Genomic DNA, 18,136 nt, shown 5'->3' with positions numbered 1-18,136 from the left:
TACTCCCACCGGAAGCGGCCTGTCAATGATCGACGCTCGGCCCGGGTCCCCCCTCGCCAGGGACTTCTACGCCCGGCCCACCCTCATCGTCGCACGCGACCTCATCGGGATGGTCCTCGTTCACGAGACCAGGACGGGCACCGCTTCGGGCGTCATCGTCGAAACCGAGGCGTACATCGGCGAATCCGACCCGGCCTGTCATGCGGCGCCGGGACCCACCGAGCGCAACGCACCACTGTACGGGCCGCCGGGATTCGCGTACGTCTACGTGAATTACGGCATCCACTACCTGGTGAACGCGGTGACCGAGCCTGACGGCTGGCCGGCAGCGGTCCTGATCCGCGCGCTCGAGCCGCTGGAGGGCATCAGCGTGATGCGCCGCCGGCGCGCGCGCGGCACGCGCCGCAAGGGGGCGGACTTCGACGAGGTGGAATTGTGCCGCGGGCCCGGCAACCTCACGCGGGCGCTCGGGGTCGACCTGCGCCAGAACCGCTGCGATCTCACCGGCAGCGCGCTGCGCATCGAGGACCGCGGACTGGCGGCGGGCAGGGACGTGCACTGGTCGCCGCGGATCGGGATCACCGTCGGCGTCGAGCACCACTGGCGCTGCGTGGATGCGCGCAGCGCGGCGGTGACGAAAAGGCAAAAGGCAAAAGGCACTCACCTTCTTATTTGAGCGCTCGTGACCGTCACCGGCACGTCGATCGCGCGCCCCTCGCGGATGATTCCCAGTTTCACGGTGCTGCCGATCGGCGCGTCGGCGAGCAACCGCACGAACTGCGACGGGTCGTCGACGTTCTGGCCGTTGAAGCGGACGATGATGTCGCCCGGGCGGATGCCCGCCTCATACGCGGCCGAGCTGCGGGACATCTGGTAGACGACCGCCCCGCGCATGTCCCGCGCGCCCAGTTCCTGCGCGAGCTGCGTGGTCAGCGGCACCACGTCGAGGCGGCCGACCGATCCGCGGCGCACCTCGCCGTACTTCATGAGGCTGTCCATCACGCGCCGCGCGAGATTGCTCGGCACGGCGAAGCCGATCCCCTGGTACCCACCCGACCGGCTGAAGATCGCGGTGTTGATCCCCACCAGCTCGCCGCGCGCGTTGATGAGCGCGCCGCCGGAGTTGCCGGGATTGATCGCCGCATCGGTCTGGATGAAATCCTCGTAGCCCGCCACCTGCCCCTGGAGGCTCCGCTTGGTCGCGCTGACGATGCCCAGGGTGACGCTGGAGCTGAGGGAGAACGGGTTGCCAATCGCGAGGACCCACTCGGCGACTTTCAGCTTCGACGAGTCCCCCCAGTCGAGCGTCGGCAGGTCGCGCGCGTCCACCTTCAGCAGCGCGATATCGGTGAGCTCGTCCACGCCGACGATCTCCGCCTTGACCTCGCGCTTGTCGGCAAAGGTCGTCGTGATGCGCGCGCGCAGGTTGCCGACCACGTGCGAGTTCGTGAGGATGTATCCGTCGCTCGAGACGATCACGCCCGACCCGAGGCTCGATTCAATGCGGTTCCGGTAGCCGAAGATGTCGCTATCGTCGCCAAAGAACTGGCGGAAGAACGGGTCGGCCGCGAACGGCGAGTTCCGCTCGCGCACGACCTGTTCGGACGCGATGTTCGTGACCGCGTTGACCGCGCGTGACGCGACCGCGGAGAAGTCCGGGAGGCCACCGGTCACGGGCGGTGCCGCCGCGGCGGTCCGGGCGCCTCCCGGCTGGGCGACCGTGGCCGGCGGCAGGGCCATCACATCGTCGGCGGATCGCATGCGGCCGGCGAGGACGAGGCCCGCGGCGACGCCGCACGTGATGAAGACGAGGGCGAGAACAAGTTTGCGCATGGCTGGCATCAGTGGACGCGGCCCCGGCTAGGTGACGTCGATGCGGCGCGGCTCGGGCCGCGCGGATTTCGGCACGGTGATCGTCAGCACGCCGTCGCGGAATTCCGCGGCGATCCGCGCGGCATCGATGGCCTCGGTGAAGAGGAAGGCGCGTCCGAAGGGTCCCTGGAGCCGCTCCATCTGGAGGTACGCCGCGGGCGGCACGCCGGGTTCGGGCCGGCGGCCTCGAATCACGAGCTCTCCGTCGTGGACTTCGATCTGGATGTCGTCGCGCGTGAGGCCCGGCAGCTCCGCGGTCACGACGTACCGGTCGTCGGTCTCGAACACGTCGACCGGAGGGGTCCAGCCGCCCTCGGGCCCGCGCCCCAGCTGGTCCTGCAGCGCCATCAGCTCGCGGAGCGAATCCCACGACATGCCTCGATCCTAACACCCCGATTGCCGATTGCGGACTCGCGATCCCACGATTGCGGATCCGGCGATTTCGGGGCTAGGATAGATGGTTCGGGAGACAGCAGGAATGAGTTCAGTACAGGCCACACGGCTCCGGCGGGGCATGCTCATCAAGATGGGCAGCGACCTGTTCCGGATCATGGATCTTCAGCACATGACGCCGGGCAACAAGCGCGGTTTCGTCCAGGCCCGCATGCGCAATATCCGCACGACGACGTTGTCGGACCACAAGTTCAGGGCCGAGCAGGACGTGGAACGCGCCACGCTCGACGAGCGCCAGATGCAGTACATGTATCGCGACGGCGACTCGTTCCATTTCATGGACACGGACTCGTACGAGCAGATCCACATCAATGAAGAGACGCTCGGCGACTCGGTGAATTACCTGATCCCGGAGATGGTGATCGCGGTGGAGTTCTACGGGAGCGAGCCGGTGGGCATCGAGCTGCCGCAGACGGTCGATCTGAAGGTGCTGGAGACGACGCCGGCGATCAAGGGGGCGACGGCCAGCGCGCAGCTCAAGCCGGCGCGCACCGAGACGGGGCTCGTCGTGCAGGTCCCGCCGTTCGTCAACGAGGGAGACATGATCCGCGTCAACACCGAGTCTGGCGAGTACCAGTCGCGCGTATGACCGAAGTCGTTCAGCCGCGTTCCACCGGCGGGTGGATCGAGGTCGTCACCGGCAGCATGTTCAGCGGCAAGAGCGAGGAGCTCATCCGCCGGCTGCGCCGCGCGCAGATCGCGCGGCAGAAGGTGCAGATCTTCAAGCCCGCCATCGACAACCGCTACGGCGACGACCACATCACGTCGCACAGCGAGATGCGCATCCCGTCGGAGAACGTCGCCAGCTCGCGGGAGCTGCTCGACAAGGTCCATCCCGACACGGAAGTGGTCGGGATCGACGAGGGGCAGTTCTTCGACGCCGAGCTGCCGATGATCTGCAACTCGCTTGCGGACCAGGGCAAGCGGGTGATTGTCGCCGGCCTCGACCAGGACTACCTGGGGAAGCCGTTCGAGCCGATGCCGCAGCTGCTGGCGATCGCGGAATACATCACCAAGACGCTCGCGATCTGCATGGTGTGTGGCGCGCCCGCGAACCACACGCAGCGGCTGGTCGCGAGCCGGGAGCGGGTGCTGGTCGGCGCGCACGGCGCCTACGAGGCGCGGTGCCGCCGGTGCTTCGACCCCAGACTGGGGCAGTAGAGGGGGTCAGATCCCGAATTCTCACTTTTTTCTAGGGCTGACCCTAAGGGTCAGCCCTAGAAAAAAGTGAGAATTCGGGATCTGACCCCTAGAATGGTCGCATGGAAGCGCTGCTGCCGCGGGTGCTGTTCGTGCTCGGCGTGGGGTTTTCCGTGGCAAACGCGCGGCTGCTCCTGCAGTTCCTGCGCTTCCTGCGCCTCCGCTCCTCGGCCGTGCTCACCTGGCCGGCGGGGCGTCCCGCCTATTCGCATTTCTTCGCCGCGCTGGCCGGCGCGCTCGGCCTCCTCATCATCGTCAAGCTCGTGATCCAGCGGCAACCGCCGTCGAACGCCTTCGGCGAGAGCATGATGCTCGTCTACTACGGCTACGCGGCGCCGCTCAGCTGGCGGATCGGCCGCGGGTTCTACCAGGACGGCATCTGGTCGGACACCGGCTTCATGCGCTACGCGGAGATTGGCGGGCTGACGTGGCGCGAGAACGAGACGATCACGCTCGTCGTCATTTCGCGCGCGCGCCGCCTCGCGCGGCGCCTCGAGGTGCCGCTCAACCTCTACGGCGAGGCGCGCCGGATCCTGCGCGATCACATCGCCGCGCACGACATCCACTTCGCGGGACAAACGCTCGACCTGGGCGGGCACGACGAGCGGGAGGATGTGTAGGCACGAACCCTCGTGCGAGCCTTCGTCTATCGAAAGTACTGAAGCACCCACTGCAGCAGCCCCGGCCCGCTCGAGGTGGGGTCCTGCAGCCATGACGGGGGCGTCAGCCAGATGAAGGCGAGGATGGCGATCACCATCAGGTCGTACTGCCAGGTGGCGCGCTCGTAGGTCCAGAAGAGCGCATTCCAGACGATCACCGCGGGGAGCGACAGCGTCCGTTTGACCGTCATACCGTCACCCGTTCGGCCGCGCGCAGCTCGCGCCACGTGTAGAAGATCCGGTCGGCCACGGTGACGATCGACAGCACGAGGATGACCCACATCACGGCCGCCATGCGGTTGGTGAACGCGCCGATCATGAACAGCACGATCCGCTCCGGACGCTCCATGAAGCCCACCTTGCAGCGCGGGATCAGCGACTCGGCGCGCGCGCGCGCGTAGCTCGTCATGATGGAGAACAGCATCGCCAGCGCCGTGATCATCACGTAATCGGTCCGCCGCAGCTCCGAGTAGAGGTAGATGAGCCCGATGAACAGCGCGATGTCCGAGAAGCGGTCGATGACCGAGTCCCAGAAGCCGCCGAACTTGCTCACCAGCTTCGTCTCCCGCGCGACGTTGCCGTCGATGAAGTCGAAGATGTTGGCGACGATCATGATGACGCCCGCCAGCGTGAACCGGCCGACGCCGAGCGCGGTCGCCGCCGCCACGTTGATGAGGACCCCCACGAAGGTGAGCACGTTCGGGTGGATGCGCAGGGCCACCGCCGCGGCAATGATGAGGCGCAGCGGGAACATGCAGACGGTGCCGATGAAGCCGGTGACGGTCATTCAGTTGCTATAATGAAAGGTTCGAAAAACGCGCAGAATCAACGTAGTAACAGTAACGCATGCCCATCAGGGACCTCAAGAGCCAGATCGCCCGCCTCCCGGAACAGCCCGGCGTGTATCTCTATTACAACGCCACCGGGGAGACGCTGTACGTGGGGAAAGCCCGCGTGCTCAGGGACCGGGTGCGCAGCTACCTGAACGCCTGGGGCACGAGCCCCCGCCACGACGCGCTGCTCGGCGAGGCGGAGCGGCTCGAGACCATTGTCACCGATTCGGTCGTCGAGGCGCTCGCGCTCGAAAACCACCTCATTAAGCAGCGGCAGCCGCGCTACAACATCCTGCTGCGCGACGACAAGAACTACCCGTACCTGCAGCTGACCACCAGCGAACGGTTCCCCAGGGTGCTGGTCGCGCGCCGCGTCGAGCGCGACGGCGACGTGTACGTGGGGCCCTTCATGCCGGCCTGGCTCGGGCGGCGGACGATGGCGCTGACGCACCGGCTGTTCGGCATCCGCTCCTGCAACGAGGAGATCACCGGCCGCCGCGGGCGGCCGTGCCTCGAATACGACATCAGGCGCTGCATCGCGCCGTGCGTGGCGGAGATCTGCTCGGAGGCGCAGTACCGCGCGGCGGTCGCCGATACGCAGCTGTTCCTCGAGGGGCGCAACGAGGAACTCCTCGAGGACCTGCGGCGCCGCATGGCGGACGCGGCCGCCGGGGAGCGATACGAGCAGGCGGCGCAGCTGCGCGACGCGATCAGGACGATTGAAACCGTCGCCACACGGCAGCAGAAGATGTCGACGCCGGCGCTCGGCGACCGCGACGCGTTCGGCCTGAAGGCGGGTCCCGCCGGCGCCTCGGTCCAGGTCTTCCAGATGCGCGACGGCCGCGTGATCGAGCGCATCGAGCTGTTCGCGGAGGGCGCCACGGAGGCGGAGGCGGAGGCTGAGGCTGAGGCTGAGGCTGAGGCTGAGGCTGAGATCCTCGAGGCGGCCATCCAGCAGTTCTACGAACATCGCGAGCCGCCGCCGGAGATCCACGTGCCGCTCGACCTGCCGGACGCGGACCGCGAGGCGCTCGAGTCGTGGCTGTCCGCCCGCGCCGAACGCAAGGTCAAGCTCGTCGTGCCGCGCCGCGGCGAAAAGCGCGGCCTCCTCGAGCTGGCAACGCGCAACGCGGCGGTCGCCTACAACGCGCGCTTCAACGAGAACGTCGCCGCCAACTACGACGCGCTCGAAACGCTGCGCCTGGTGCTCAACCTCCCCGCCCTGCCGCGGCGAATCGAGTGCTTCGACATCTCGACGATCCAGGGGGCCGAAACGGTCGCGTCGCTGGTCGTCTGCGAGGACGGCCGGATGAAGCGGGGGGAGTACAGGAAGTTCAGGATCAGAGGCCGGAGGCCGGGTGCCAGAGGCCAGAGGCCAGGCAGCGGAGGCCAGGCACCGGAGGCGACCCCCGAGCGCGCAGCGGTACCTGGTGGCCTCCGGCCTCCGGTCCCGGTCGCCTGGCAAGACGATTTCGCCGCCATGAACGAAGTCGTCCTGCGCCGCTATCGGAAGCTCCTCGAACACGGCGGGCCGTTTCCGGACCTGGTGCTCATCGACGGTGGCAAGGGACAGCTCAACGCCGCGTACGACGCGTTGCAGCAGCTGGGGCTGGCCAATCTCGTGGCGGTCGGCATCGCCAAGAAGGAGGAGCTGCTCTACACCCGCGAGCACGCCGATCCGATCGCGCTGGCCGCGGAGAGCCCGGCCCTGCTCCTAATCCAGCGTATTCGCGACGAAGCGCACCGGTTCGCCGTCACCTTCCACCGCAAGGCGCGGACGATGCGGGACCTGCGGTCGGCGCTGGACGATATCCCCGGCATCGGGCCGCGCCGCCGCCGCGCGCTGCTCACCCACTTCGGCAGCCTGGCGGGCGTCCGGCGCGCCACGCGCGAGGAGCTCGTGCGCGTCGTGGGCCCGAAGGTCGCCGACGCGGTGCTCGCCCACTTCGCGGCCAATCCGTGAGGTACCGCGGCCTTTCTTGCTTCAAACTCTTGAGCCTCCGGGGCTTTTCCCGTATCCTGAACGTCTCTCGTGAGCAGACCCCGTGTTGTTTCCGGCATGCGCCCGACCGGGCGCCTGCATCTCGGCCATCTCGTCGGCGCGCTTCGAAATTGGGCGACGCTGCAGGACCGTTACGACTGCTATTACTTCGTCGCCGACTGGCACGCGCTGACGAGTGAATATGCGGACACGCGCGAGATCGTCGACAACGGGCTCGACAACGTGGCGGACTGGATTGCCGCCGGCATCGATCCGACGCGAAGCGTCGTCTTCGTGCAGTCGCTGGTGCCGGAGCACGCCGAGCTCTTCCTGCTGCTGTCGATGGTGATCCCCATCCCGTGGCTGGAGCGGGTGCCGACCTACAAGGAGCAGATCGACCAGCTCGCCGACAAGGACCTGTCCACGGTGGGGTTCCTGGCGTATCCGCTCCTGCAGACCGCCGACGTCGTGATGTACAACGCGAAGTACGTCCCGGTTGGAGACGACCAGGTGCCGCACCTCGAGCTGTCACGCGAAGTGGTGCGGCGCTTCCACAACTTCTACGGGCCGTTGTTCGAAGAGCCGCTGCCGCTGCTGACGCCCACCTCGCGGCTGCCGGGCCTCGACAACCGGAAGATGAGCAAGAGCTACGGCAACGCCATCAACCTCTCGGACGACGCGGAGACCGTGCGCAAGAAGGTCATGCAGATGTACACCGACCCGAAGCGGATCCGGGCCGACATTCCCGGCACCGTCGAGGGCAATCCGGTGTTCGTCTACCACGACGCCTTCAACCCGGACGCCGCCGAGGTGGAAGACCTCAAGACGCGCTACCGCGCCGGCAAGGTTGGCGACGTGGAAGTCAAGACGAAGCTCGCCAGGGCGATCAATGCGATGCTGGAGCCGATGCGCGAGCGGCGCGCGGAGGTGCTGCGCGATCCGAACGCGCTGCGCGACATCATCCAGGACGGCTCACGCCGCGCTCGCGCGGTGGCGCGGGAAACGATGGACCGCGTCCGCGCAGCGGTGCGGCTGCGATACTAGATAGGCACGAGTCATGGGGCACAAGGCACAAGGAGGTTCCTTGAGCCTCGTGCCTCGAGCCTCGTGCCTGGATTCACATGGACCAGCCCGAATTCGAGTCCGTCCTCGAGCAGTATCCCGTGCGCCTCGAGATCTTCGAAGGGCCGCTCGATCTGCTGCTGCACCTCATCAAGAAGCACGAGGTCAGCGTCTACGACATCCCCATCGCGCTCGTCACGAAGCAGTACCTCGAGTACCTCGAGCTGATGGAGGAGTTGAACCTGGACGTGGCGGGGGAGTTCCTGGTGATGGCCGCGACGCTGATCCACGTGAAATCGCGGATGCTGCTGCCGCGCCCGGATCCGTCGCAGGACGATCCGCTCGAGGATCCACGCGACGCGCTCGTGCGCCGGCTGCTCGAGCACCAGAAGTTCAAGGCCGCGGCGGAACTGCTGCACGAGCGGGAGACGATCCGCAGTGCACAGTGGAGCCGCCCCGACGGCGCGGTGCAGGACCTGACCGACAATCCGCCGGAGCCGGAGCTGGAGGTGGATCTCTTCAGCCTGCTCACCGCGTTCCGGGGCGTGCTCGAGCGCGCGAAGCAGCGCGCGATGGTCCCGTTGCCGCCCGAACAGATCCCGATCGAGGTCCGGATCGACCAGCTGCTCGGCCGGTTGTCGGAAACCGACGCGTGCGGGTTCGAGGACCTGTTCGCCGACGTGCAGACCCGGTCCGGGCTGATCGTCACGTTTCTCGCGCTGCTGGAGATGATCCGGCTGAAACTGATCCGCGTGTTCCAGTCCGGCGCCTTCGGCCCGATTCGCGTGTACAAACGCGCGCGCCCCGCCGATGCGCCGCATCCGATACTCGATCCCGAGGTCAAGCGGTGACCGATCGCCGCCAGATTGCCGATGTCTGAGCTGAAAGCCGTCCTCGAAGCGCTGATCTTCGCCTCGCCCGAGCCGTTGACGCCGAAGTCCATGTACAAGCTCCTCGAAGGGGAGCCGAAGGAAGACGTCGATGCCGCGCTCGAGGAGCTGAAGAAGGACTACGAACGCCCGGGCGGGCTGCAGATGGTCGAAGTGGCCGGCGGCTTCCGCATCGTCACGCGCCCGGAGCTGCACGAGTGGGTGCGCCGGCTGTTCCACCACCAGTCGACGCTGAAGCTGTCGGTACAAGCGCTGGAGACGCTCGCGGTGATTGCCTACAAGCAGCCGGTCACCGCGCCGGAGATCGCCGAAATTCGCGGCGTGAACACCTCGGGCGTCGTCGGCACGCTGATCGATCGCAAGCTGATCAAGATCGTCGGCCGCAAGCCGGTCGTCGGCCGGCCGTTCATGTACGGGACGACGCGCGAGTTCCTGGACCGGTTCGGGCTGAAAGATCTGAACGACCTGCCGAAGATCGAGGACATGGCCGACCTCCTCGGCTTCGAGCCGCCAAGCGGCCTGACGCCCGGGGCGGCAACCGTGACGTTGCCGTTCGAGCCCGCCGAGCCGTCGCCTGCAGAATCCGCGGAACGCGCGGAGCCACCTTCCGAGTCGAAGGATGACACGCCGGAGACCGTGCACTGAGCAGGTGTGGCGCGAGCCTTCCCGCCTCCGCCCAGGCTGCGGCGGGTCCGCCCCGCAGCAATATCACGGCAGCCCCGCGGCCTTCCTCAGCTTCGCCACTTCCGCGGGACTCAGCTCCCGGTAATGTCCGGTCTTGAGCTGGGGGTCGCGCACAGGTCCGATCCGCACGCGCCTCAGGCGCATCACCGGGTGGCCGACGGCGTCGAACATCTCGCGCACCTGCCGGTGGCGTCCCTCGTGGATGCCGATGAGCACCACGGCCTGAGGGCCGCTGTCTGCGTCGATCTTCTTCGCCAGCTTGACGGTGGCCGGTGCGGTCTTGCGCCGTTCAATCACGATGCCGGAGGCGAGACGGTCGAGCGCGTGCGCATCGGGAATCCCGCGGACGCGCGCTTCGTAGAGCCGCTCCACTTCGTGCCGCGGATGCGTCAATCGCGCCGCCAGCTCGCCGTCGTTCGTGAGCAGGAGCAGCCCCTCGGAGTCGTAATCGAGCCTGCCCACCGGGTACACGTACTCCTTCACGCCCTTGAGCAGATCCATCACGGTCGGCCGCTTCGCGGGGTCGGACCTCGTCGTCACGTACCCGCGCGGCTTGTTCAGGAGAAGGTAGCGCTTGCGTTGCGCCGCGCGGATCCGGCGCCCGTCGACGCGGATGTCGTCCTCGGCCGGGTCCGCCTTCGACCCCAGCTCCGCCACGACCTTCCCGTTGACGGAGACGCGTCCCTGCTGGATCAGCGTTTCGGCAGTGCGCCGCGACGCGACGCCCGCCTCCGAGAGAATCTTCTGAAGCCTGACTGCTGTCACCGTGAGCCTCTGTGTGGTGCTGGTGGTCTTCGTGGTCATTTCGTCCAGGTCATTCATCGAGCACGGCCGTCCAGAACCATATCAGCTTCCCGATCTCGACGACGTCGACCGGGCGGTCGAGCTCGGCGTGGGTGATGAGCGGCGTCAGGAGCAGGCGCACGTCGGTGGCAGGCGCGAGATGGCGCGCGAGCAGCGTGGACTCGACCGCGGGGATGACGTTGTCGTCGCTCCCGTGCAGAAGGTAGACGGGCGCGCGCGGCGCCGGGGAGCGTTCCGCGGACAGCGCGGCGTCGCCGGCGAGCGCCGCGACGTGCGGCAGGACAACCGGCCCGAGCCTGCCGACGTCCCGCGCGTTCACGTAGCGCATGTACGTGCCCGCGGGCTCCGGCATCCGCGCGGCCAGGGTCCTGGCTTCCTCGAAAATGGCGCGCGCGCGGCGCTTGTCCACCATGTCCACGTGCGACGCTTCGAGAAACACGTTGATGGCGTGACGCAGCGCCTCGACCTGTTCCGGAGGGACGACGCGATCGGCGACGCCGAGCAGGATGATGGCGACGCCGTAGTCGTGGGGCGCGCGGTACTGGCCGTCCGGCTGTCGTCCCGTGCAGAGATATTCCAACGTTCGTGGCAGATCGCCGTGCCCGCCGAAGGAAAACGCGAACGCGGTCCTGTCGCGCAGCGCCGGGCGCCCTGCGGCGACGACCGCCAGGCTGCCGGCGAAGCTGATGCCCATGAGGCCGACGCGTCCTTCGGGCGCGAGCTCGGGGCGGCCGGCCATCCAGACGCCGGCGTCCTCGATCATGTTGGTTGTCCGCGGCGTGATGGCGTAGTGTTTGAGATCCGGCAGCTCGATCGTGGCGATCGCGAGCCCGCGCGCGGCGAGATACCCGGCGAACGCCACGAGCCGGGGCTCGTCGATGCCGGCCGCGTGCACGCCTGGCACGAGCACGACGCCGCGGCGCACGGCCCCTTGCGGGCGGTAGATGCGCGCGGCCAGCCGGCCGTGCCGCGACGGCACCGTGACCGCCGTCGTGCGATACGCGAGCTCGCCGAAGGCCGCGATCGGCTCGGCCCAGCCGTGGATGTCCGCGGCGCGGAGCACGAAGGCGGCGCCACGCTGGTAGCCGGGCAGCACCAGTCCGGCCGCGACGAGCGCCGCCGCCACCACGAGCAGCGTCACGGGTCGAGCGCTCCGCACGGGGGCGATGATATCGTGATCAGGCACGAATCATCGGGCACAAGGCACAAGGAAGTCTCTCGTGCCTCGTGCCTGAAGCCTGGACATGAAGCCACTGATCATCGCCATCGACGGCCCGTCGGGAGCGGGCAAGGGCACCGTGGCGCGCGCCGTCGCGCGCGCGCTGCAGTATCGACACGTGGATACCGGCGCGATGTATCGCGCGCTCGCCTGGAAGGCGATGCAGGAGGGGCAGGATCTGTCAGAGGAGGCTGGCGTGGCGGCCATCGGCGAGCGCGCCATCTTCGAGCTGGATGCCGGGCGCATCCGGATCGACGGTCACGACGTGGCCGCGGCCATCCGCACGCCGGATATCGATGCCGCGGCGGCCCTGGTGGCGCGGCATCCGGCGGTGCGGCGCGTGCTGGTGGCGCGCCAGCGGGAGTACGGCCAGGACGGCGCCATCGTGATGGAGGGGCGCGACATCGGCACCGTCGTGTTCCCGGACGCCGACGTGAAGATCTACCTCGACGCTTCGCCCGAAGAACGGGCCCGCCGCCGCGCGCTGGACCCGGCGCACGCCAGCTCGCAAGGGCGAGCGCTGTCGGAGGTGGCCACCGCGCTGGCCGCGCGCGACCGGAGCGATTCGACGCGCGCGGCTTCGCCGCTCGCCATCGCGCCGGACGCCGTGGTGATTGATACGACGGGGGTGCCCGTCGAACAGGTCGTCGCCCGCGTGCTGGAAATCGTGCGAGCGCGCGAATAGGGTTCAGGATTCCAAACCCAGAACCCTACTTCTGCCGCTCTCTGTAGTCTTCCGCCGACGCGGGATCCAGCTCCCACCGCTTCTTGTCGCGATCGTCGATCTTGTCCACGCCGCGCAGTTCCTCGTTGTCCTGGTACTCGACGCCGAGCGCCTTGCCGATGTCGTCCACGCGCTGCTGATCCGGCGTCGGGTTGTCGCCGCCGGGCGCTTCCTCGCCGCTCGAGTACGCGTTCTCCCAGTCGGCGTCGACGTCGCCTCCCGTGAGGGCCGGGCTGGTCTCGGTGTGCTCGCGCAAGGCCTCGCGCAGCTCCTCGCGACCGGTCCGCGCAGCCGACGGGTGACGGTCGAGGTCGAGCGAAGACGGCGGGCCCTGAACGTCCTCCTCCTCCACCTCGGGGAGCCGCTTCCGCTCGCGTTCCAGGTACGGCGATCGGCCCCCTTTTGCCGTCGGGCGGGCCTTCAGGCGCGCGCTGGCCCGCGGGGTCCGTCCCGGCGGCTTCCGGGAGGTTTTCTTCGACGTTGTCCTGCGGGCGGTCTTCCGGACGGTCTTCCGGGCCATCTTCCGGGTTCGTTTCCGCGCCGGTTTTGTCGCTTTCCGGCGCCGTTTGGCCGCCCCCTTGCGTCCCGCCGCTCGCCGCTTCGCCTTCGCCATGCGCCCCCTCTTTAGCTTGACCGTACGCCTGTAAGTAATTTATATTGTATTGCTTATCGCAAATCCAGCGACAGCAATCTAGGGTCCGCCGGAGCCCGAAATTCCGGTAGTTCGTCAGAGGAGGACCGGCAGTTCATGGCAAGTTCAAACGAAATCACGAAGAAACCGATCGAAGGAGGTGCTGTCAGCGACGACGCGGTCGATCCCGAGGAATATCAGCGACTGCTGGAACTCTATGACAACAGTTTCCGGAATCTCTCCGAGGGAGAGGTGGTCAAGGGCACCGTGCTCAAGGTCACCCCGTCGGAGGTCGTCGTCGATGTGGGCTACAAGTCGGAGGGGATGATCCCGATTGAGGAGTTCATCGACGAGACCGGCACCGTGACGGTGCAGCCGGGCGACACGGTGGACGTGCTGCTCGAGCGCACCGAGGACCGCGACGGCTACGTCGTGCTGTCCCGCGAGAAGGCCGAGAAGATGAAGATCTGGGACGAGGTCGAGAAGGCCTACGCGGAGCGGAAGGTCGTCATCGGCCGCGTCATCGAGCGGATCAAGGGAGGCCTCGCGGTGGACATCGGCGTCCGCGCGTTCCTGCCCGGATCGCAGATCGACGTGCGTCCCGTCCGCAACCTCGACGCGCTGAAGGGGCAGGAGCTCCGCATGCGCGTCATCAAGGTCAACAAGAAGCGGGGCAACATCGTGCTGTCGCGCAAGGCGCTGCTCGAGGAGGAGAACGCCGAGCGGAAGAAGCACACGCTCGACACGCTCGCCGAGGGCAAGGTGCTGCGCGGCACGGTGAAGAACATCACCGACTACGGCGCCTTCATCGACCTGGGCGGCATCGACGGCCTGCTGCACATCACGGACATGTCGTGGGGGCGCGTCGGCCATCCCTCCGAGCTGTTCAAGGTCAACGACGAGATCGATGTCGTCGTCCTCAAGTACGACCCGGCGACCGAGCGGGTGTCGCTCGGGCACAAGCAGCTGGTGGGCGATCCGTGGCAGACCGTCATCGAGCGGTACCCGGTGGGACACCGCGTGAACGGGAAGGTCGTGAGCCTCACCGACTACGGCGCGTTCATCGAGCTGGAGCCGGGGGTCGAGGGGCTGATCCACGTTTCCGAGATGTCGTGGAGCAAGCGCGTGAAGCACCCGTCGAAGGTGCTGAACGCGGGGGATCCGGTCGAGGCGATGGTCCTCGGCGTGGATCCGGCGGCGCGGCGGATCTCGCTCGGCCTCAAGCAGGTCGAGTCGAACCCGTGGCACGAGCTTGCCGACAAGTACCCGGTGGGCACGAACATCACCGGCAAGGTGCGCAACCTCACCGAGTTCGGCGCGTTCGTCGAGGTCGAGGAGGGCATCGACGGCCTGATCCACATCTCCGACATGTCGTGGAGCAAGCGGATCAAGCACCCGTCGGAAGTCCTCAAGAAGGGGGACACCGTCCAGGCGATGGTGCTCAATATCGACGCCGACAACCAGCGGCTGTCGCTCGGCCTCAAGCAGCTGCAGACCGACATCTGGGACGAGTTCTTCTCCCAGCACAAGGTCGGCGAGATCGTCGAGGGCAAGGTGGTGCGCGTCACCAATTTCGGCGCCTTCGTCGAGCTGGCGGACGGCATCGAGGGGCTGATCCACGTGTCGGAGTTCGACGACCAGCGCGGCGAGCGCCTCGAGCTGCAGGTGGGCGAGAGCTACCAGATGAAGATCATCAAGCTCGTGCCCGGCGAGCGGAAGATCGGTCTCAGCATCCGCGCGCTGAAGAGCGACGAGTTCCGCACCGACTGGGAGGAGTACAACGAGTCGTCCGGCCGCCCGGGCGCCACGCTCGGCGACCACTTCCGGCAGCTGAATCGGGGCGAGTAAGCGAAAGGGGACCCTCATGGGGGCACCAATGACCAAGGCGGAACTCGTCGAAGAAGTTTCGCGCGTGTCGGATCTCACGAAGAAGCACTCCGAGCTGATCGTGGACACGGTGTTCAAGAGCATCATCGATGCGCTGCACCGCGGCGAGAAGATCGAATTGCGTGGGTTCGGCAGCTTCCGGCTGCGGCAGCGTGAGCCGCGGAAGGGACGCAACCCGAAGACGGGTGACAAGGTCGACGTGCCGCCGAAGAAGGTGCCCTACTTCAAGCCTGGCAAGGAGCTGAAGGACCTGATCAACCGCATCGAGGCGGAAGCGGCGGTCGCGCCGGCTCCTGCGTCGGTGGTCCCGGGGATCCCCAACGGCTCCGATTCGATGCTCACCTGAAATCCTTGTTGTGGCTGCCACGAATGGCGTGGCAGCCGCACCAGTCACGCTGTGGAGCGACTCTGGAGCCCGTGGAGGCTCGCGTACGTGACCGGTACCGGTAATCCGGATCCGGGCTGCATCTTCTGCGGCGCGCTCGATCGCGCGGCGGCGGAGCCGCTCGTCGTCCACGTCGGCGAGACCTGTTTCGTCATTCTCAACCTGTATCCCTACAACAACGGCCACCTGATGGTGGTCCCCAAGCGGCACATCGGGACGCTGGCGTCCGCGACGGCCGAGGAGCTGGGCGAGCTGATGCAGCTGACGCAGCTCGCCGAAGTCGCCTTGACCGAGGCCTACACCCCGCACGGGATGAACATGGGCATCAACCTGGGGCGCCCGGCCGGAGCCGGCGTTCTCGACCACCTGCACATCCACGTCGTGCCCCGCTGGAACGGCGACACCAATTTCATGTCGGTCGTCGGCAACGTGCGCGTCCTGCCGGAGGAACTGCCGCAGGTGTCGGCGAGGCTGAGGCCGATCTTTGAGCGGTTGTGCAGCCGCCGGCCTTGAGGCCGGCGATTTCGGCTGCGCCGGTCTGAAGACCGGCGGCTACACGTCTACGCCACTATGGACTTCTCCTTCACCCCTGAGCAATCCGCCTTCCGCGACGCCGCGGCGCGGTTTGCGTCCGCGCGCGTGGCGCCGCAGGCGGCGCACATCGATCGCGACGCCGAGTTTCCACGCGCGCTGATTGCCGAGGCCGCGAAGGCCGGGCTGTGCGGCGCGACGATCGCGCCCGAGTGGGGCGGCGCCGGCCAGGACTACGTGGCGTACGCGCTGGCGCTCGAAGCGGTGGCGCGCGCCAGCGCGACGGTCGCCGTCATCCTCGCCGTCAACAACTCGCTCGTCGCGGAGCCGATCGCGCAGTTCGGCAGCGACGCGCAGAAAGACGCCTGGCTGCGCGATCTCGTGAGCGGCCGCCGGCTCGGCGTGTTCGCGCTGTCGGAGGAGCAGGCAGGGACCGACGCGGCGAACCAGCGCACCATCGCGACCCTCGATGGCAGCGGGTACGTGATCAACGGGCGGAAGGTGTGGACCGCGAACGCCGAAGCGGCCGACGTCGCGGTCGTGTTCGCCGCCACGCAGCCCGGGCTGCGCGGCCGCGGGGTCTCCGCGTTCCTCATCCCGTTCGATACGCCCGGCGTCCACCGCCACGTCTCGGCCGACTCGCTCGGCGTCCGCGGGCTCGGGTGCATGGACCTGGAACTCAAGGACGTGCGCGTCGACGCGGGGGCGATGCTCGGCTCGCGCGGCGAGGGTTTCAAGATCGCGCTGTGGGCGCTCGACGGCGGGCGCGTCGCGATCGCCGCGCAGGCGCTGGGGGTCGGCGCCGCGGCGCTCGACGAGGCGCTCGCGCACGCGAAACAGCGGGAGACGTTCGGCCAGCCGATCGCGAACTATCAGGCGATCCAGTGGATGCTCGCCGACATGGCCACCGAGCTGGAAGCCGCGCGCATGCTCATGTGGCAGGCCGCCGACGCGCGCACCCGCAAGCCATCCGCCCGCCTCGAAGCCTCCATGGCGAAGCTCGCCGCGTCCGAGGCTGCGCACCGGGCGGCGGACAAGGCGATGCAGATCCTGGCCTCCGCCGGCTACCGCCGCGGCTCCACCGTCGAGCGGCTGTTCCGCGACGTTCGCGCGACGGAAATCTACCAGGGCACCTCAGAGGTCCAGCGGATGATCATCGCCGAGCAGGTGCTCGGGCTCCGGGGCTGAGCGGGCTCTGACGGATGGTTCTCACGGATTGCAGAACACAAGAGGCTTTCCGTTGTTCTCATCCCAGGATCTGTTTCGCGATCGTCTGCAGCTGCAGGTTTGACGTTCCCTCGTAGATCTGCCCGATCTTGGCGTCGCGGTACAGCTTCTCGACGGGGTAGTCCTTCACGAAGCCGTAGCCGCCGAAGAGGTTGACGGCGAGCGACGACACGCGTTCGGCGACTTCGGACGACAGCAGCTTGCAGATCGCCGCCTCGGTCAGGAACGGGCGGCCGGCATCCCGGAGCCGCGCGGCATTGTAGACGCTGAGCCGCGCGGCTTCGATCTCCGCGGCCGCGCGCGCGAGCTGGTGCTGCACCGCCTGGAAGTCGGCGATGCGCTGCCCGAACTGCCTGCGTTCTTTCGTGGCCGATGCCAATCCGCCCTTCGTTGAGGGTTTCGATCGCCACCTTGTAGCCCTTCCCGACCTCGCCAAGCACGCCGGTCTTCGGCACGCGGCAGTCCTCGAGGATCAGCTCGCACGTGCTGCTCGCCCGGATCCCGAGCTTGTCTTCCGTCTTGCCAACGGTGAATCCGTCGAACCCGCGCTCGACGATGAAGGCGGTGATGCCCCGGTACCCGGCGCCGGGGTCGATGCTGGCGAACACGATGAAGATGTCCGCCTCGTTGCCGTTCGTGATCCACAGCTTGCGCCCGTTGAGCACGTAGTGGTCGCCGTTGTCCACGGCGCGGGAGGCCAGCGCGAAGGCGTCGCTTCCCGACCCGGCCTCCGAGAGGGCATACGCGCCGACGGTCGTCGCGGCGAGCCGCGGCAGGCAGCGCTGCTTCAGCGCGTCGCTGCCCCAGCGCATCAGGGCGTTGATCACGAGCGTGTTCTGCACGTCCACGAGCACGCCCACCGACGGATCCACGCGCGACAGCTCTTCCACCGCGAGCACGGAATGGAAGAAGCGGCCGCCCGCGCCGCCGTGCGCCTCGGGCACTTCGATGCCCATGACGCCGAGGTCGAACAGTTTCTTGATCAGCTCTTTCGGGATCTTCGCCTGCTCGTCCATCTCGCGGGTGAGCGGCCGGACGTGGTCTTCGGCGAAGTCGCGCACGCTGTCACGGAAGATGATCTCGTCTTCGGTCAG

20 protein-coding genes and 1 pseudogene are annotated in these 18,136 nt (G+C 67.7%); 13 read left to right on the top strand and 8 right to left on the bottom strand.

The features are described 5' to 3' along the window. Positions 1 to 25: 25 nt before the first annotated feature. Positions 26 to 676, top strand: a complete 651-nt coding sequence (locus HYU53_13195) for a DNA-3-methyladenine glycosylase (protein MBI2222148.1) — start codon at positions 26 to 28, stop codon at positions 674 to 676. Here HYU53_13195 and HYU53_13190 read toward each other — a convergent pair. Next, positions 661 to 1,833 (bottom strand): trypsin-like peptidase domain-containing protein, encoded by a 1,173-nt coding sequence (locus HYU53_13190; protein ID MBI2222147.1) that lies wholly within the window; start codon positions 1,831 to 1,833, stop codon positions 661 to 663. The two genes, HYU53_13195 and HYU53_13190, sit on opposite strands and share 16 nt — an antisense overlap. Before the next feature lie 27 nt (positions 1,834 to 1,860). Further along, complete coding sequence (locus HYU53_13185) at positions 1,861 to 2,247, bottom strand: Hsp20/alpha crystallin family protein (GenBank protein ID MBI2222146.1); 387 nt, start codon at positions 2,245 to 2,247, stop codon at positions 1,861 to 1,863. Between the two features lie 103 nt (positions 2,248 to 2,350). Between HYU53_13185 and efp the strand changes: the two genes are divergently transcribed. The 3 genes from efp to HYU53_13170 all read left to right on the top strand — a co-directional run bounded on the left by efp (position 2,351) and on the right by HYU53_13170 (position 4,145). Beyond that, on the top strand, positions 2,351 to 2,914 hold the full coding sequence (gene efp / locus HYU53_13180) for an elongation factor P (protein MBI2222145.1): 564 nt from the start codon (positions 2,351 to 2,353) through the stop codon (positions 2,912 to 2,914). Next, entirely contained in the window at positions 2,911 to 3,486 is a 576-nt protein-coding gene (locus tag HYU53_13175) for a thymidine kinase (GenBank protein ID MBI2222144.1), read from the top strand. Before efp ends, HYU53_13175 begins: the two co-directional genes overlap by 4 nt. A 101-nt stretch (positions 3,487 to 3,587) precedes the next feature. After that, positions 3,588 to 4,145 (top strand): hypothetical protein, encoded by a 558-nt coding sequence (locus tag HYU53_13170; GenBank protein ID MBI2222143.1) that lies wholly within the window; start codon positions 3,588 to 3,590, stop codon positions 4,143 to 4,145. A 26-nt stretch (positions 4,146 to 4,171) separates the two neighbouring features. Here the strand turns inward: HYU53_13170 and HYU53_13165 are convergent, their stop codons facing one another. Together HYU53_13165 and HYU53_13160 are read right to left on the bottom strand one after the other, a co-directional pair. Next, complete coding sequence (locus tag HYU53_13165; GenBank protein MBI2222142.1) at positions 4,172 to 4,375, bottom strand: hypothetical protein; 204 nt, start codon at positions 4,373 to 4,375, stop codon at positions 4,172 to 4,174. Beyond that, positions 4,372 to 4,971: a CDP-alcohol phosphatidyltransferase family protein gene (locus tag HYU53_13160; protein MBI2222141.1), complete on the bottom strand. Its 600-nt coding sequence runs from the start codon at positions 4,969 to 4,971 to the stop codon at positions 4,372 to 4,374. Before HYU53_13160 ends, HYU53_13165 begins: the two co-directional genes overlap by 4 nt. A 59-nt stretch (positions 4,972 to 5,030) precedes the next feature. Between HYU53_13160 and uvrC the strand changes: the two genes are divergently transcribed. The 4 genes from uvrC to scpB all read left to right on the top strand — a co-directional run bounded on the left by uvrC (position 5,031) and on the right by scpB (position 9,595). Continuing rightward, on the top strand, positions 5,031 to 6,980 hold the full coding sequence (gene uvrC / locus HYU53_13155) for an excinuclease ABC subunit UvrC (GenBank protein ID MBI2222140.1): 1,950 nt from the start codon (positions 5,031 to 5,033) through the stop codon (positions 6,978 to 6,980). A 69-nt stretch (positions 6,981 to 7,049) separates the two neighbouring features. Further along, a complete protein-coding gene (gene trpS, locus HYU53_13150; protein MBI2222139.1) occupies positions 7,050 to 8,042 on the top strand; it encodes a tryptophan--tRNA ligase in 993 nt (330 codons plus the stop codon). Between the two features lie 77 nt (positions 8,043 to 8,119). Then, positions 8,120 to 8,911, top strand: a complete 792-nt coding sequence (locus tag HYU53_13145; protein ID MBI2222138.1) for a segregation/condensation protein A — start codon at positions 8,120 to 8,122, stop codon at positions 8,909 to 8,911. A gap of 21 nt (positions 8,912 to 8,932) precedes the next feature. Beyond that, positions 8,933 to 9,595, top strand: a complete 663-nt coding sequence (scpB, locus tag HYU53_13140; GenBank protein MBI2222137.1) for an SMC-Scp complex subunit ScpB — start codon at positions 8,933 to 8,935, stop codon at positions 9,593 to 9,595. A gap of 63 nt (positions 9,596 to 9,658) precedes the next feature. Here scpB and HYU53_13135 read toward each other — a convergent pair whose 3' ends face one another. Both HYU53_13135 and HYU53_13130 read right to left on the bottom strand, forming a co-directional pair. Beyond that, positions 9,659 to 10,438: an rRNA pseudouridine synthase gene (locus tag HYU53_13135; GenBank protein ID MBI2222136.1), complete on the bottom strand. Its 780-nt coding sequence runs from the start codon at positions 10,436 to 10,438 to the stop codon at positions 9,659 to 9,661. A gap of 10 nt (positions 10,439 to 10,448) precedes the next feature. Beyond that, a complete protein-coding gene (locus HYU53_13130) occupies positions 10,449 to 11,567 on the bottom strand; it encodes a hypothetical protein (GenBank protein ID MBI2222135.1) in 1,119 nt (372 codons plus the stop codon). 124 nt (positions 11,568 to 11,691) lie between these two features. Here HYU53_13130 and HYU53_13125 point away from each other — a divergent pair, with 124 nt between their 5' ends. After that, on the top strand, positions 11,692 to 12,342 hold the full coding sequence (locus HYU53_13125) for a (d)CMP kinase (GenBank protein MBI2222134.1): 651 nt from the start codon (positions 11,692 to 11,694) through the stop codon (positions 12,340 to 12,342). A 25-nt stretch (positions 12,343 to 12,367) separates the two neighbouring features. Here HYU53_13125 and HYU53_13120 read toward each other — a convergent pair whose 3' ends face one another. Beyond that, positions 12,368 to 12,994, bottom strand: a complete 627-nt coding sequence (locus tag HYU53_13120; GenBank protein ID MBI2222133.1) for a hypothetical protein — start codon at positions 12,992 to 12,994, stop codon at positions 12,368 to 12,370. Positions 12,995 to 13,129: 135 nt separating this feature from the next. On the opposite strand from HYU53_13120, the gene HYU53_13115 reads away from it, so the two are divergent. The 4 genes from HYU53_13115 to HYU53_13100 are packed head-to-tail and all read left to right on the top strand — an operon-like array spanning position 13,130 to position 17,003. Then, positions 13,130 to 14,860 carry a 30S ribosomal protein S1 gene (locus HYU53_13115; protein ID MBI2222132.1) on the top strand — a complete coding sequence of 577 codons (1,731 nt, stop codon included), beginning with the start codon at positions 13,130 to 13,132 and terminating at the stop codon, positions 14,858 to 14,860. A 28-nt stretch (positions 14,861 to 14,888) separates the two neighbouring features. After that, positions 14,889 to 15,245 (top strand): integration host factor subunit beta, encoded by a 357-nt coding sequence (locus HYU53_13110; protein MBI2222131.1) that lies wholly within the window; start codon positions 14,889 to 14,891, stop codon positions 15,243 to 15,245. A 51-nt stretch (positions 15,246 to 15,296) separates the two neighbouring features. Further along, positions 15,297 to 15,797, top strand: a complete 501-nt coding sequence (locus tag HYU53_13105) for an HIT domain-containing protein (protein ID MBI2222130.1) — start codon at positions 15,297 to 15,299, stop codon at positions 15,795 to 15,797. A gap of 57 nt (positions 15,798 to 15,854) precedes the next feature. Continuing rightward, the gene (locus HYU53_13100) at positions 15,855 to 17,003 is read left to right on the top strand and encodes an acyl-CoA dehydrogenase family protein (protein ID MBI2222129.1); all 1,149 of its coding nucleotides are present in this window, start codon (positions 15,855 to 15,857) and stop codon (positions 17,001 to 17,003) included. A 58-nt stretch (positions 17,004 to 17,061) separates the two neighbouring features. On the opposite strand, the pseudogene HYU53_13095 reads toward HYU53_13100, so the two are convergent. Next, positions 17,062 to 18,118: pseudogene (locus HYU53_13095) on the bottom strand (acyl-CoA dehydrogenase family protein). Positions 18,119 to 18,136: the final 18 nt, after the last annotated feature.

The sequence above is a fragment of the Acidobacteriota bacterium genome, assembly GCA_016184105.1.
GTDB lineage: Bacteria > Acidobacteriota > Vicinamibacteria > Vicinamibacterales > 2-12-FULL-66-21 > JACPDI01.
Note: the sequence above shows the minus strand (reverse complement) of the source record. Positions and strands in the feature narration are given on the sequence as shown.